General features: G+C 59.3%; 13 protein-coding genes and 3 tRNA genes. 3 read left to right on the top strand and 13 right to left on the bottom strand.

Going from position 1 to position 13,121, the window contains the following annotated elements; translation table 11 throughout:
- Nucleotides 1-42: 42 nt before the first annotated feature.
- From rpoB to HJB83_RS08320, 13 genes are all read right to left on the bottom strand, one after another.
- Nucleotides 43-4,182: a DNA-directed RNA polymerase subunit beta gene (rpoB, locus tag HJB83_RS08375; RefSeq protein ID WP_207583842.1), complete on the bottom strand. Its 4,140-nt coding sequence runs from the start codon at nt 4,180-4,182 to the stop codon at nt 43-45.
- Nucleotides 4,183-4,443: 261 nt separating this feature from the next.
- Complete coding sequence (gene rplL, locus HJB83_RS08370) at nt 4,444-4,821, bottom strand: 50S ribosomal protein L7/L12 (RefSeq protein ID WP_164009049.1); 378 nt, start codon at nt 4,819-4,821, stop codon at nt 4,444-4,446.
- Between the two features lie 58 nt (nt 4,822-4,879).
- Complete coding sequence (rplJ, locus tag HJB83_RS08365; protein WP_164009047.1) at nt 4,880-5,398, bottom strand: 50S ribosomal protein L10; 519 nt, start codon at nt 5,396-5,398, stop codon at nt 4,880-4,882.
- Nucleotides 5,399-5,726: 328 nt separating this feature from the next.
- The gene (gene rplA, locus HJB83_RS08360; RefSeq protein ID WP_207583841.1) at nt 5,727-6,428 is read right to left on the bottom strand and encodes a 50S ribosomal protein L1; all 702 of its coding nucleotides are present in this window, start codon (nt 6,426-6,428) and stop codon (nt 5,727-5,729) included.
- A gap of 4 nt (nt 6,429-6,432) precedes the next feature.
- A complete protein-coding gene (rplK, locus tag HJB83_RS08355; RefSeq protein ID WP_003547518.1) occupies nt 6,433-6,864 on the bottom strand; it encodes a 50S ribosomal protein L11 in 432 nt (143 codons plus the stop codon).
- Between the two features lie 176 nt (nt 6,865-7,040).
- The gene (gene nusG, locus HJB83_RS08350; protein WP_003547516.1) at nt 7,041-7,571 is read right to left on the bottom strand and encodes a transcription termination/antitermination protein NusG; all 531 of its coding nucleotides are present in this window, start codon (nt 7,569-7,571) and stop codon (nt 7,041-7,043) included.
- Nucleotides 7,572-7,588: 17 nt separating this feature from the next.
- Nucleotides 7,589-7,789: a preprotein translocase subunit SecE gene (secE, locus tag HJB83_RS08345; RefSeq protein WP_003573826.1), complete on the bottom strand. Its 201-nt coding sequence runs from the start codon at nt 7,787-7,789 to the stop codon at nt 7,589-7,591.
- A 194-nt stretch (nt 7,790-7,983) separates the two neighbouring features.
- Nucleotides 7,984-8,059: transfer RNA gene (locus tag HJB83_RS08340), tRNA-Trp, on the bottom strand.
- Nucleotides 8,060-8,227: 168 nt separating this feature from the next.
- On the bottom strand, nt 8,228-9,121 hold the full coding sequence (locus HJB83_RS08335; RefSeq protein ID WP_207583840.1) for an NAD(P)-dependent oxidoreductase: 894 nt from the start codon (nt 9,119-9,121) through the stop codon (nt 8,228-8,230).
- A gap of 169 nt (nt 9,122-9,290) precedes the next feature.
- Nucleotides 9,291-9,425 carry a hypothetical protein gene (locus tag HJB83_RS34055; protein ID WP_259669787.1) on the bottom strand — a complete coding sequence of 45 codons (135 nt, stop codon included), beginning with the start codon at nt 9,423-9,425 and terminating at the stop codon, nt 9,291-9,293.
- 202 nt (nt 9,426-9,627) lie between these two features.
- Entirely contained in the window at nt 9,628-10,803 is a 1,176-nt protein-coding gene (tuf, locus tag HJB83_RS08330) for an elongation factor Tu (RefSeq protein ID WP_221159548.1), read from the bottom strand.
- A gap of 302 nt (nt 10,804-11,105) precedes the next feature.
- Nucleotides 11,106-11,179: transfer RNA gene (locus HJB83_RS08325), tRNA-Gly, on the bottom strand.
- Between the two features lie 24 nt (nt 11,180-11,203).
- A tRNA-Tyr gene (locus HJB83_RS08320) sits at nt 11,204-11,288 on the bottom strand.
- Nucleotides 11,289-11,318: 30 nt separating this feature from the next.
- Between HJB83_RS08320 and HJB83_RS08315 the strand changes: the two genes are divergently transcribed.
- The 3 genes from HJB83_RS08315 to HJB83_RS08305 are packed head-to-tail and all read left to right on the top strand — an operon-like array spanning nt 11,319 to nt 13,113.
- Entirely contained in the window at nt 11,319-11,495 is a 177-nt protein-coding gene (locus HJB83_RS08315; protein ID WP_207583838.1) for a hypothetical protein, read from the top strand.
- Nucleotides 11,492-12,382 (top strand): 23S rRNA (guanosine(2251)-2'-O)-methyltransferase RlmB, encoded by an 891-nt coding sequence (gene rlmB, locus HJB83_RS08310; protein WP_207583837.1) that lies wholly within the window; start codon nt 11,492-11,494, stop codon nt 12,380-12,382. Before HJB83_RS08315 ends, rlmB begins: the two co-directional genes overlap by 4 nt.
- 38 nt (nt 12,383-12,420) lie before the next feature.
- Nucleotides 12,421-13,113, top strand: a complete 693-nt coding sequence (locus HJB83_RS08305; RefSeq protein WP_207583836.1) for an AprI/Inh family metalloprotease inhibitor — start codon at nt 12,421-12,423, stop codon at nt 13,111-13,113.
- The last annotated feature ends 8 nt before the right edge of the window (nt 13,114-13,121 follow it).

Below are 13,121 nucleotides of genomic sequence, written 5' to 3'. Positions count from 1 at the left end.
ACCGGCGTGCGCCGCGTTGGCAGCGCACGCCCTATCAGGTGCTTACTCGGCCGCATCGGGCAGCTGGGCTGCCTGCGCCTCATCAAGCTTGGTGTTTTCGAGCTCGACACTAAGGCCCAGCGAACGCATTTCCTTGACGAGAACGTTGAAGCTTTCCGGAATACCGGCTTCGAACGTGTCGTCTCCGCGGACGATGGCTTCGTAGACCTTGGTGCGGCCGGCGACGTCGTCCGACTTCACCGTCAGCATTTCCTGCAGCGTGTAGGCCGCGCCATAGGCTTCGAGTGCCCAGACTTCCATTTCGCCGAAGCGCTGACCGCCGAACTGCGCCTTGCCGCCCAGCGGCTGCTGGGTAACGAGCGAGTATGGACCGATCGAGCGGGCATGGATCTTGTCGTCGACCAAGTGGTTGAGCTTCAGCATGTAGATGTAGCCCACGGTCACCTGGCGGTCGAACTGCTCACCGGTACGGCCGTCATAAAGCGTCGACTGGCCGCTGTCCTTGAGACCTGCCAGACGCAGCATGTCGTTGACGTCGGCTTCGTTCGCACCGTCGAAAACAGGCGTCGCAATCGAAACGCCGCGCTTCCACTGATCGGCAAGACGCAGAACCGAGTCGTCGTCGAAATCCTGGACCTGTTCGGCCTTCGGACCGTCACCGACGACATCGCCGATGGTCTTGCGCAGCGGCTCGATGTTGCCATTGGCCTTGTATGCGTCGATCAGTTCGCCGATCTGGCGACCCATGCCGGCGCAAGCCCAACCCAGGTGGGTTTCGAGGATCTGGCCGACGTTCATGCGCGAGGGCACGCCGAGCGGGTTCAGAACGACGTCGACATGCGTGCCGTCCTCGAGAAACGGCATGTCTTCGACAGGCACGATGCGCGAGACGACGCCCTTGTTGCCGTGACGGCCAGCCATCTTGTCGCCCGGCTGGATCTTGCGCTTCACGGCGACAAAGACCTTGACCATCTTCATGACGCCAGGAGGCATTTCATCGCCGCGCTGGACCTTTTCGACCTTATCCATGAAGCGCTGTTCAAGGCGCGACTTGGATTCGTCGTACTGGCCACGGAGTGCTTCGAGCTCGCTCTGGACCTTTTCGTCCTCGACCGCGAACATCCACCACTGCGAGCGGGGATATTCGGAAACGACGGCGTTGGAAAGCTCGGCGCCCTTCTTGAAACCCTTCGGGCCGGCGATGGAAGCCTGGCCGCGCAGCATTTCGATCAGACGGCCGTAGACGTTACGGTCGAGGATCGCCTGCTCGTCGTCGCGGTCCTTTGCAAGACGCTCGATCTCTTCGCGCTCGATCGCCATCGCGCGCTCGTCCTTCTCGACGCCATGGCGGTTGAAGACGCGCACTTCGACGATCGTGCCGTAGGTGCCAGGCGGCATGCGCATGGAGGTATCGCGCACGTCGGAGGCCTTTTCGCCGAAGATGGCGCGCAGAAGCTTTTCTTCCGGCGTCATCGGGCTTTCGCCCTTCGGCGTGATCTTGCCGACCAGGATATCGCCCGGCTGAACTTCAGCGCCGATATAGACGATGCCGGCTTCGTCGAGGTTCTTCAGAGCTTCTTCCGAAACGTTCGGAATATCGCGGGTGATTTCCTCAGGACCAAGCTTGGTGTCGCGCGCCATCACCTCGAATTCCTCGATGTGAATGGAGGTGAACACGTCGTCGGCAACAATGCGCTCGGAGAGCAGGATCGAGTCTTCGTAGTTGTATCCGTTCCAGGGCATGAACGCGACGAGCGCGTTGCGGCCGAGCGCCAGGTCGCCGAGATCGGTCGACGGACCGTCGGCAAGAATGTCGCCGCGGTTGACCTCGTCACCAACGGTGACCAGCGGACGCTGGTTGACGCAGGTGTTCTGGTTCGAACGCTGGAACTTCTGCAGCCGGTAGATATCGACGCCGGACTTGCCGGCTTCGAGGTCTTCCGTGGCGCGGATAACGATACGCGTCGCGTCGACCTGGTCGACCACGCCGCCGCGGCGGGCGCCGATAGCAGCGCCTGAGTCACGGGCAACGACCGGCTCCATGCCGGTACCGACGAACGGAGCTTCGGCACGCAGCAGCGGCACTGCCTGACGCTGCATGTTCGAGCCCATGAGCGCGCGGTTGGCGTCGTCGTTTTCCAGGAACGGGATGAGCGCGGCTGCGACCGAAACCACCTGCTTCGGCGAAACGTCCATCAGGTTCATGCTGTCGCGGGGCGCGAGCATGACTTCGCCGGCATGACGGCAGACGACGAACTCGTCGACGAAGGAACCATCAGGGTTCATTTCAGCGTTGGCCTGGGCGACGTAGTACTTCGCCTCTTCCATGGCGGAGAGGTAGAGCACGTCGCTCGTCACCCTGCCTTCGACGATGCGGCGGTACGGGCTTTCGATGAAGCCGTATTTGTTGACGCGGGCAAAGGTCGCAAGCGAGTTGATCAGACCGATGTTCGGGCCTTCCGGCGTTTCGATCGGGCAAATGCGGCCGTAGTGGGTCGGATGCACGTCGCGGACTTCGAAGCCGGCGCGCTCGCGGGTTAGACCGCCCGGACCAAGGGCCGAAAGACGGCGCTTGTGGGTGATTTCCGAGAGCGGATTGACCTGGTCCATGAACTGCGAGAGCTGCGAGGAACCGAAGAATTCGCGGACGGCGGCAGCAGCCGGCTTGGCGTTGATCAGATCCTGCGGCATCACCGTGTCGATCTCGATCGAGGACATGCGTTCCTTGATCGCGCGCTCCATGCGCAGCAGGCCGAGACGGTACTGGTTTTCCATCAGCTCGCCGACCGAGCGGACGCGGCGGTTGCCAAGGTTGTCGATGTCGTCGATCTCGCCCCTGCCGTCGCGCAATTCGACCAGCATCCTGACCACGGCCAAGATGTCGTCCTTGCGCAGGATGCGGACGGTGTCTTCGACGGTCAGGTCGAGACGCATGTTCATCTTGACGCGGCCGACGGCGGAGAGGTCGTAACGCTCCGCATCGAAGAACAGCGAGTTGAACATGGCTTCGGCCGATTCCATGGTCGGCGGCTCACCCGGACGCATGACGCGGTAGATGTCGAACAGAGCGTCCTGACGGTTCTCGTTCTTGTCGGCGGTCAGCGTGTTGCGGATATAGGCGCCGACATTGATGTGGTCGATGCCGAGAACCGGGATCTCGTCGAAGCCGTTCGCCAGGATGATGCCGAGCGTCTTCTCGTCGATTTCATCGCCGGCTTCGAGGTAGATTTCACCGGTGGAGTAGTTGACGATGTCGCCGGCAAGGTAGTTGCCGTAAAGATCGTCGTCGCCGGCCTTCAGCGCCTTCAGACCCTTATCGGAAAGCTGGCGCAGCAGGCGCGGGGTCAGCTTCTTGCCGGCTTCCACGACGACTTCGCCGGTGTCGGCGTCGACCATCTCGGTGATCGCCTTGGCACCCTTCAGCGTTTCCGGCTTGAAGGGAATGCGCCAGCCTTTGCCGTCGCGTTTGTAGAGCGACTTCGTGTAGAAGGTGTCGAGGATTTCCTCGCCGTCCATGCCAAGCGCCATCAGCAGCGACGTGACCGGAATCTTGCGGCGACGGTCGATACGGGCGTAAACGATATCCTTGGCGTCGAATTCGATATCGAGCCAGGAACCGCGATAGGGGATAACGCGGGCAGCAAAGAGCAGCTTGCCAGAAGAATGGCTCTTGCCCTTGTCGTGGTCGAAGAAGACGCCCGGCGAACGGTGCATCTGGGAAACGATCACGCGCTCGGTGCCGTTGACGATGAACGTGCCGTTATTGGTCATGAGCGGCATGTCGCCCATGTAAACGGACTGTTCCTTGATGTCCTTGATCGACTTCGCGCCCGTATCCTCGTCGATATCGAACACGATGAGGCGCAGCGTCACCTTCAGCGGCGCAGCATAGGTCAGATCGCGCTGACGGCATTCGTCAACGTCGAACTTCGGCGGTTCGAATTCGTAGGACACGAATTCCAGCATGGAGGCGCCGGAGAAATCGGTGATCGGGAAAACCGACTTGAAAACGGCCTGAAGACCCTCGTCGGGCCGGCCGCCTTTCGGCTCTTCAACCATCAAAAACTGGTCGTAGGACGCCTTCTGAACCTCGATGAGGTTCGGCATTTCTGCGACTTCGGGGATCTTACCAAAAAACTTGCGTACGCGCCTACGACCGTTGAACGAAAGGGTCTGAGCCATCGTCGCTCCTTCAAAATCTTGCACCCGGGCCTGCAACGGACGGGAACCGATGGCCAGTCGATCCCGTCAATCAATGAGTAATCCAATCTCGTCCGACACCCGAAAACGCTCAGCTCGGATTGCTGTGCTGCCCTCTGTGCGAGACTATCCTTTTGAAGAACCCATTACCCAAAAGCCGGTTTGACGCGGCTTTTGGGTAATTCGTTCAGAAAAACGGCAAATGGGAGGCAGCAGAGACTGCCTCCCAAAAGCAATTCAAGATTACTTGACGTCGGCCTTGGCGCCAGCATCTTCAAGCTTCTTCTTGATGTCAGCGGCTTCAGCCTTGTTGACGCCTTCCTTGACAGCCTTCGGAGCGCCTTCGACGAGGTCCTTGGCTTCCTTGAGGCCGAGACCGGTGATGGCGCGGACTTCCTTGATGACGTTGATCTTGTTGGCGCCGACATCCGTGAGGATGACGTCGAACTCGGTCTTTTCTTCTTCAACGACAGCAGCAGCAGCACCGCCGCCAGCAGCAGCTACAGCTACCGGAGCAGCAGCGGAAACGCCCCACTTTTCTTCAAGAAGCTTCGACAGTTCTGCGGCTTCCAGAACGGTCAGCGCGGAGAGGTCGTCAACGATCTTTGCGAGATCAGTCATTTTACTAGTTCCTTTTGTTCGGTTCGAACCGGTTGATTATAAACAGCGAAAAACCGCCTTAAGCGGCTTCGTCCTTCTTGGCGTAGGCCGCGAACACGCGGGCAAGCTGGCTTGCCGGTGCTGCAACAACTCCAGCGATGCGGGTAGCCGGTGTCTGGATCATGCCCAGCAGCTTCGCACGCAGCTCATCGAGCGAAGGCAGGGTCGCAAGCGACTTGACTGCATCGGCGTTGAGCGTGGTTGTTCCCATGGAACCACCCAGAACAATGATTTTGTCATTGGTCTTGGCGAAATCCATGACGACCTTCGGAGCGGTGATCGGATCGGTGCTGTATGCAATCAGCGTCTGACCCTTGAAGAGATTGGTAATCCCTTCCGCTTCCGTACCCTGAAGGGCAATTTTGGCCAGGCGGTTCTTCGCGACTTTGACGGTACCGCCAGCTGCACGCATCTTCGAACGAAAATCGTTCATCTGCGCGACTGTGGCACCAGCATAGTGGGCCACGACAACTGAGCCCGAAGCCTTGAAGACTTCACTCAGTTCCGTGACGAATTCGCGTTTTTCCGCTCTTTCCACTGCCAATCTCCAGTTGGCGGGACCGAGAATGGGCCCGCCGGGTTGCCTTTGCCTCCTGGGATCATGCGAGATCCCAAGCGACGCTTGAGGATCCTGTCCCCCCGCGCTCTCGCGCCAATCAAGGCTAAAGAGGCACAAGGCATCCAAGGCTCGAACCGATTTCCTAGAAGCGAACTTCATGCAATTCGGGTCTTACCCGTCTCATGCAGGCAAAGTGATTAAGGGAAAACCACCTGCAATCTCGGACAGGATTCCGGATTTCTCCGGAATATTCCGGCCCCTTGCGAGGCCGGAAATTCAGTCGCCGGACATAAAGCCCGGCAATAATTTACGCAGTCGGGCTTGCGGTGACCGAGCCGACTTCGATCTTGACGCCGGGGCCCATGGTCGAAGAAATCGCCACGCGCTTGACGTAGTTGCCCTTGGCGCCAGCCGGCTTCGCCTTGATGACGGCGTCGGCAAAAGCGCGGATGTTTTCTTCCAGAGCCTTGGCGTCGAAAGAGGCCTTGCCGATGCCGGCATGGACGATGCCAGCCTTCTCGACGCGGAACTCGACAGCGCCGCCCTTGGAAGCCTTGACGGCTCCGGCGACATCCATGGTGACGGTGCCGACCTTCGGGTTCGGCATCATGCCCCGCGGGCCGAGAACCTTACCGAGACGACCGACGAGCGGCATCATGTCGGGGGTGGCGATGCAGCGATCGAATTCGATCTTGCCGCCCTGGACGATTTCGACGAGCTCTTCAGCGCCGACGATATCGGCACCGGCAGCCTTGGCTTCATCAGCCTTGACGCCACGAGCGAAGACGGCAACGCGAACCGTACGGCCGGTGCCGTTCGGCAGGTTGACGACGCCGCGAACCATCTGGTCCGCATGGCGCGGGTCGACGCCGAGGTTCATCGAGACTTCGATGGTTTCGTCGAACTTGGCGACAGCCCGTTCCTTGACCATGCCGATGGCCAGGGTCAGAGCGTAGAGCTTGGTGGGATCAACACCTTCGTTGATCTTCTGCGTGCGCTTACCAGCCATGATCTTAACCCACCACTTCCAGGCCCATGGCGCGGGCAGAGCCCTCGATCATCGCCATTGCACCTTCGATATCCGCTGCGTTCAGATCCTTCATCTTGGCTTCTGCGATCGACTTGATCTGAGCCTTTGTGAGGGAGCCGGCCTTGGCGCCCTTGCCGGGCGTCTTGGAACCGGAGGTGATCTTCGCTTCCTTCTTCAGCCAGTAGCTGACCGGAGGCTGCTTCATCGCGAAGGTGAAGGACTTATCCTGGTAATAGGTGATGACGACCGGGATCGGCATACCCTTTTCCATTTCCTGCGTGGCGGCATTGAACGCCTTGCAGAATTCCATAATGTTAATGCCACGCTGACCAAGCGCCGGACCAATCGGCGGGGACGGGTTTGCCGATCCTGCCTTGACCTGAAGCTTGAGCTGGCCTGCAACTTTCTTAGCCATATCTCTCTGCCTTTCATGAACGGCCGGTCGCCCGGCCCGTGATGCCGGATCTCTCCGGCGGCTGCGGTTGCGTGGTGCGGATCATCAGGGTCCGGCTAAGACCCCCTCACCTTCCACGCGGATGCGGACTAGTCCGCAGGAAACAGGCCGCAAGGCCAGCTTCCAATCTCTTGCAATCAGACCTTCTCGACCTGAGCGTATTCGAGTTCGACCGGCGTTGCGCGGCCGAAGATCGACACCTCAACCTTCAGGCGCGAACGCTCTTCGTCGACGTCCTGAACCGTGCCGTTGAACGAAGCGAACGGGCCGTCGGAAACACGAACCTGCTCGCCGATCTCGAAGGTAATCGAGGCCTTCGGCCGCTCGACACCTTCCTGGACCTGACCGAGAATGCGCTCGGCTTCATAATCCGGAATCGGAACTGGCTTATTGTCGGAGCCGAGGAAACCTGTAACCTTCGGCGTATTCTTGATCAGGTGATAGGCTTCATCGGTCAGATTGGCACGAACCATGACGTAGCCCGGGAAAAACTTGCGCTCGCTGTCGACCTTGCGGCCGCGACGCACTTCCACCACCTTCTCGGTCGGCACGAGGATCTTCTCGAACAGGTGCTCAAGCCCCTTCTGGCGAGCCTTGTTCTCGATGTCCTCAGCGACCTTCTTTTCAAAATTGGAATATGCGTGGACGATGTACCAACGTGCCGCCATTTTCATCTCCACCCGTATCAGTTGCCGGTATTCAGCACGAAGCTCAGAACCCAGCCGATCAGCTGGTCAGCGGCAAAGAAAAAAAGCGCGGCGAAAACTACCATCACAAGCACCATAACCGTCGAGATCATCGTCTCGCGGCGCGACGGCCATGTAACTTTGGACGTCTCGGAGCGAACCTGCTGCAGAAACGCAAACGGATTGGATTTGGATGCCATCGACTGCCCACGCAATTACGGCGCGTAAAGCTGAAACCATCAGCCCCACGCACCGCGTGTCTGTTGAACCCTAAATAAACACCGATTTCCGAATACACAAGAGGGAAACCGAAGTTTAACGAAATTAGTTACCGCCAATCAATCCCCGGCCGGAATGCCGCGAGCATGTCCGCGCTGTCCCGCTTCGAGGAAAATGGCAGGGGCAGTAAGGCTCGAACTTACGACCTGCGGTTTTGGAGACCGCCGCTCTACCAACTGAGCTATACCCCTTCATGCCGATCATTCAGCGCCTGGACCAAAGTCCGCAAATCGCTGATGAAAAGCATGGCGCTCCCTTTAGGACGACGACAGCAGATTGGCAAGCACGATTTTCGATTTTCAAAGCCATTCTGCGCATATGCGAGCGATCGGCTCTTTCATCGCACCACCAATATCCGTTCAGACCGTCACATATTTCCGCCAATCGTGCTCTTCGTTAAAACCCAGCACCTCGCGGATCTTGCGGTTGGAGAGCAGGCCTTCATATTCGCCGATTTCGCGGGTGAAGGGCACGTTCGGGTAGAATCGCTTCGCAAGCTCCTTCGACGGCGTGTTGGCCGAGACGGTGTCGTTGGCCGCGTTGAAGACCTGATAGCCGAGACCGTCCTTTTCGATGCAGAGATGGCAGATCTGCCCGAGATCGCGGGCGTCGATATAGCTCCAGGCAATGCGCTTGCGCATTTCGGGATTGGCGAAATAGGTGGGGAACCGCTCATATTCGTGCGGCTCGATGACGTTGCCGATACGCAGCGCATAGATGTCGAAGCCTGAACGTTCGGCAAAGGCGCGGGCCGTCTTCTCGTTGACCACCTTGGAGAGCCCGTAGGAATCCATCGGATTGACGTCGTAGTCTTCCTCCAGCGGGAACTGGTGGAAATCACGATGGCCTTCGGCGAAGCAGACGCCGTAGGTCGTCTCGCTCGATGCGACGATAACCTTCCTGATGCCGAGCTTCACCGCCGCCTCGATGACATTGTAAGTGCCCATCGTGTTGATGCGGAAAGTCTCATTGTCGGGCTTGATCAGGATGCGCGGGATGGCGGCGAAGTGCACGACGGCATCGAAAGGCTGCACGCCCCGGCCCGCGTCCAGATCAGGAAAATCGCGGTGCATCGACAGAGCGTTGAAGACCTGACCGCTATCGGTGATGTCGGCAATGAGGTTGGTGACGCCGGGACTGTCCAGCGGCACGAGATCGAGGTTGTGAACCTCGTAACCGGCATTGATGAGCCACGGCACGGTATGGCGACCTGCCTTGCCCGAACCGCCCGTGAACAGAATCCGCTTCTTCATGGAATATCCTCCGCATCATGAAATCGGAGGCATAGATAGACGCTTCCGCGCGAAGAGCAAGCGAGCGTCCTGCAAGGGTTCACCCCCGCGTCGCCAGGAGCGCCCTCTTAGGGGCACCTGGCCGATCATTTCCAATCACCGCAGCAGCCTGCGGTGAACTGCTAAATCATCACTTGACGACACTTACCTCGCCGAGCTGCACTCCGGCTGCCTGAACAACCTCTTGCGGAATTGCAGCGATGAAAAACATCGTGAAAACATACATCGCGAATATCGTCGCAACGAACGTGGCCTTTGGAATCATCCGGGCTCTCCTCTTTGCATGAAGGAGTCTGGACTAAAATGAACCAATCACAACTGGTTTCTGAATGTGAGATGAACAAAATACTGTGACGGACGAACTTAACGATATTTTTACAACACGTGTTAATCCCCCTAATAGCATCAAAACGAAAAACCCCGCCGTTTCCAGCGGGGTTTTTCCTGAATTTCGGGTAATCCCAGGATTACTCGACGATCGAAGCAACGATACCGGCGCCGACGGTGCGGCCACCTTCGCGGATCGCGAAGCGCAGCTTTTCTTCCATCGCGATCGGAACGATCAGCTCGACCGATACCGTGACGTTGTCGCCCGGCATGACCATCTCCGTGCCTTCCGGCAGCGATACGATGCCCGTCACGTCGGTCGTGCGGAAGTAGAACTGCGGACGATAGTTGGTGAAGAACGGCGTATGACGGCCACCCTCTTCCTTCGTCAGGATGTAGGCTTCAGCCATGAACTTCTTGTGCGGCTTGACAGAGCCCGGCTTGCACAGAATCTGGCCACGCTCAACGCCGTCACGGGTGACGCCGCGGATCAGCGCGCCGATGTTGTCGCCAGCCTGGCCCTGGTCGAGCAGCTTGCGGAACATTTCAACGCCGGTCACCGTCGTCTTCGTCGTCGGGCGGATGCCGACGATCTCGACTTCTTGGCCAACCTTGACGATGCCACGCTCGACGCGGCCGGTCACAACCGTACCGCGGCCCGAGATCGAGAACACGTCTTCGATCGGCAGCAGGAACGGCAGGTTGATCGGACGCTCAGGCGTCGGGATGTAGGCGTCGACAGCGGCCATCAGTTCGCGGATCGAATCCTCGCCGATCTTCTTGTCCGAATCTTCAAGGGCGGCCAGCGCCGAACCCTTGACGATCGGGATGTCATCGCCCGGGAAGTCGTAGGACGACAGCAGTTCGCGAACTTCGAGCTCGACCAGTTCGAGAAGCTCGGCGTCGTCAACCTGGTCGACCTTGTTCAGGAACACCACGATGGCCGGAACGCCGACCTGACGGGCCAGCAGGATGTGTTCGCGCGTCTGCGGCATCGGGCCGTCAGCGGCCGAGCACACCAGGATCGCGCCGTCCATCTGGGCAGCACCGGTGATCATGTTCTTGACGTAGTCGGCGTGGCCGGGGCAGTCGACGTGTGCATAGTGGCGGGCCGGCGTCTCATACTCGACGTGTGCCGTCGAAATGGTGATGCCGCGGGCCTTTTCTTCCGGAGCAGCGTCGATCTGGTCGTACGCCTTGTACTCGCCGAAGTACTTCGTGATCGCTGCCGTCAGAGACGTCTTGCCGTGGTCAACGTGGCCAATCGTGCCAATGTTGACGTGCGGCTTGTTGCGCTCAAACTTACTCTTTCCCATTTGAATGCTTCCTGTGAACGAGATGGTGGGCCCCGGCGAACCGGTTTAGTGCCGCCGTTTAAGGCTTTCGGCGAAATTGCGCAAGACTTAATTGCAGGCGCCATTCTTGGTGTGACAGCGCATATGGGGGACAATTTGCCGCCTGCAAGGCGATTCGCCGGAGCACCGTCGAAAATTACTGAAATCCTTGGAGAAAATCGCGTCGACTGCCGGAGATGAGCAACCGCGCCGGCGTCTTCTGAAACATCTGCGTGCCGAATTATCGCGGCGGCGTCGGTCACGTGAATTGGGCTTAGAAAAACTGGAGCGGGTAGCGGGAATCGAACCCGCGTATTCAGCTTGGAAGGCTGCTGCTCTACCATTGAGCTATACCCGCGGGGTGGTCCGATCCGATGACGAATGGTGGAGAGAGTTGGATTTGAACCAACGTAGGCTGAGCCAACGGATTTACAGTCCGTCCCCTTTAACCACTCGGGCATCTCTCCAGTTATTCGTCCGGATCTTGAAGACCAAGTTTGTCAGACTTCGAAGCGTTGCGGCCCGTCGTCTGCGCCGCGTATATGACCGGAGCATTTCCGTCTGTCAACACGATGACAACGGAAAAAACACGAAAAATTTCATTCCTTGCCGAAAGCCGGCCGATGAAAGAAAGCCTATGCGGCAGCCAGCGCCATGGCTATAAAGCCGCATGAGCAAAGATAAAAAATCCGGCGGCACGGCCGCGACAGACCCATCGGCCAAGGATACGCATTACGCCACGCTGCGGCGCGCGCACCGTGACGGCAAGCGCGAACGCGGAGAGATTCCCACGCCTCAGCCACAGAAGCGCAAGCGCGGCGGCGAAGACTGGAAGCCGCCGGCGCTAGCGCCCGACCAGGTGCATCTCTACGGCCTGCATACGGTGCGCGCCGCCCTCGACAATCCCGAGCGCAAGAAGATCAAGCTTTTCGTGACGCAGAACGCGCTGGCGCGGCTCGAAGTCGACGTCGAAACACTCGGCATTCCCTTCGAAATGGTCTCGCCGCAGGACATCGACAAGGTGCTCGGCCCAGAGGCGATTCATCAGGGCGTCATGCTGGAAACACGGCCGCTGCCGGTCCGCCGGCTCGAAGCGCTGAAAGACAGCCCTCTCCTGCTCGTTCTCGACCAGGTGACCGATCCGCACAATGTCGGCGCCATCATGCGCTCAGCCGTCGCCTTCAATGCCGGCGCCGTTATCACCACACAGAGACATAGCCCGACCGAATCCGGCGTGCTCGCCAAGTCCGCCTCCGGCGCGCTGGAACTGATACCTTATATACAGGTTACCAATCTCGCCGATGCACTCGGTGAATTGCACAAGCTCGGTTTCTCCACCATCGGCCTCGATTCGGAAGGGCCGGCGCCGCTCGAAGGCACGTTCTCGGGCGGGAAGGTTGCGCTGGTGCTCGGCTCCGAGGGCAAGGGGCTGCGACAGAAGACGCGCGAAACCGTCAACGCGCTTGCCCGCCTCGACATGCCCGGCGCGATCAAATCGCTGAACGTCTCGAATGCCGCGGCAATCGCGCTTTATGCGGCGCGGCTTTACCTGAAGGCATAGGCTGGTCCGCAAGCGGGCCGAGGCGAAGAGAAATTACCATGATCCGTATCATCCCCCGCCTTGCGGCTGCAGCAGCGGCGCTGCTTGTCTGCGGTCTCGCATATGGGCAGGAGATCGATCCCGATATTCTCAAAGCGCAGGCCGGAACCTATCTCGTTGCCCCGGAAGACGGTGGAGCCGGATGCCGGATGACGCTCGAAACCGGCACAGCCATCGGCGGTTATGGGCTGTCCGGACAGGATTCCTGCGCCAAGCCGCTGCCTTCGCTTGCCGAGTCCTATGCCTGGAATTTCGACGGCAATGGCGGCATCATCCTGATCGATCCGCTGCGTAAGGTGCTGGCCCGTTTCGTCGAGAACGAAGGGTCGCCGATGAAGACGGAAGGTCGGGTGCCGCTTTTGCTGATCGCCGCACCCGACGGCGTCGATCGACTACCGACCTTCAACAGCCTTGCCGGGATTTGGACGATGCAAAGGCCGGACGGCGAAAAGCTCTGCGGCGTGACACTCGACGGCCATGTCAATGCTGACGGCAACGCGCCGCTGTCACTATCCGGAGACTGCGCCGCTAATGTCGCCAGGCTGAAACTGACAGTCTGGCATATCGAGGGTTTCGGGCTGACGCTGATGGGCGATGACGGCTCATCGCTTGACTTCGACATGCGCGCCGACGGCAATTTCGACAAATCGAAGGACGAAGGCGGCAAGCCGCTATCGCTCGTCCGTCATTGATTTGAAAG

Source organism: Rhizobium sp. NZLR11 (genome assembly GCF_019685115.1).
GTDB lineage: Bacteria > Pseudomonadota > Alphaproteobacteria > Rhizobiales > Rhizobiaceae > Rhizobium.
Note: the sequence above shows the minus strand (reverse complement) of the source record. Positions and strands in the feature narration are given on the sequence as shown.

Excerpts from the sequence above, each read along its gene's own strand:
- HJB83_RS08335 (WP_207583840.1), bottom strand. The coding sequence starts at position 9,121 with ATGAAGAAGCGGATTCTGTTCACGGGCGGTTCGGGCAAGGCAGGTCGC.
- rpoB (WP_207583842.1), bottom strand. The coding sequence starts at position 4,182 with ATGGCTCAGACCCTTTCGTTCAACGGTCGTAGGCGCGTACGCAAGTTT.
- secE (WP_003573826.1), bottom strand. The coding sequence starts at position 7,789 with ATGGCATCCAAATCCAATCCGTTTGCGTTTCTGCAGCAGGTTCGCTCC.
- nusG (WP_003547516.1), bottom strand. The coding sequence starts at position 7,571 with ATGGCGGCACGTTGGTACATCGTCCACGCATATTCCAATTTTGAAAAG.
- HJB83_RS08305 (WP_207583836.1), top strand. The coding sequence starts at position 12,421 with ATGATCCGTATCATCCCCCGCCTTGCGGCTGCAGCAGCGGCGCTGCTT.
- rplL (WP_164009049.1), bottom strand. The coding sequence starts at position 4,821 with ATGACTGATCTCGCAAAGATCGTTGACGACCTCTCCGCGCTGACCGTT.
- tuf (WP_221159548.1), bottom strand. The coding sequence starts at position 10,803 with ATGGGAAAGAGTAAGTTTGAGCGCAACAAGCCGCACGTCAACATTGGC.
- HJB83_RS34055 (WP_259669787.1), bottom strand. The coding sequence starts at position 9,425 with ATGATTCCAAAGGCCACGTTCGTTGCGACGATATTCGCGATGTATGTT.
- rplK (WP_003547518.1), bottom strand. The coding sequence starts at position 6,864 with ATGGCTAAGAAAGTTGCAGGCCAGCTCAAGCTTCAGGTCAAGGCAGGA.
- rplA (WP_207583841.1), bottom strand. The coding sequence starts at position 6,428 with ATGGCTGGTAAGCGCACGCAGAAGATCAACGAAGGTGTTGATCCCACC.
- rlmB (WP_207583837.1), top strand. The coding sequence starts at position 11,492 with ATGAGCAAAGATAAAAAATCCGGCGGCACGGCCGCGACAGACCCATCG.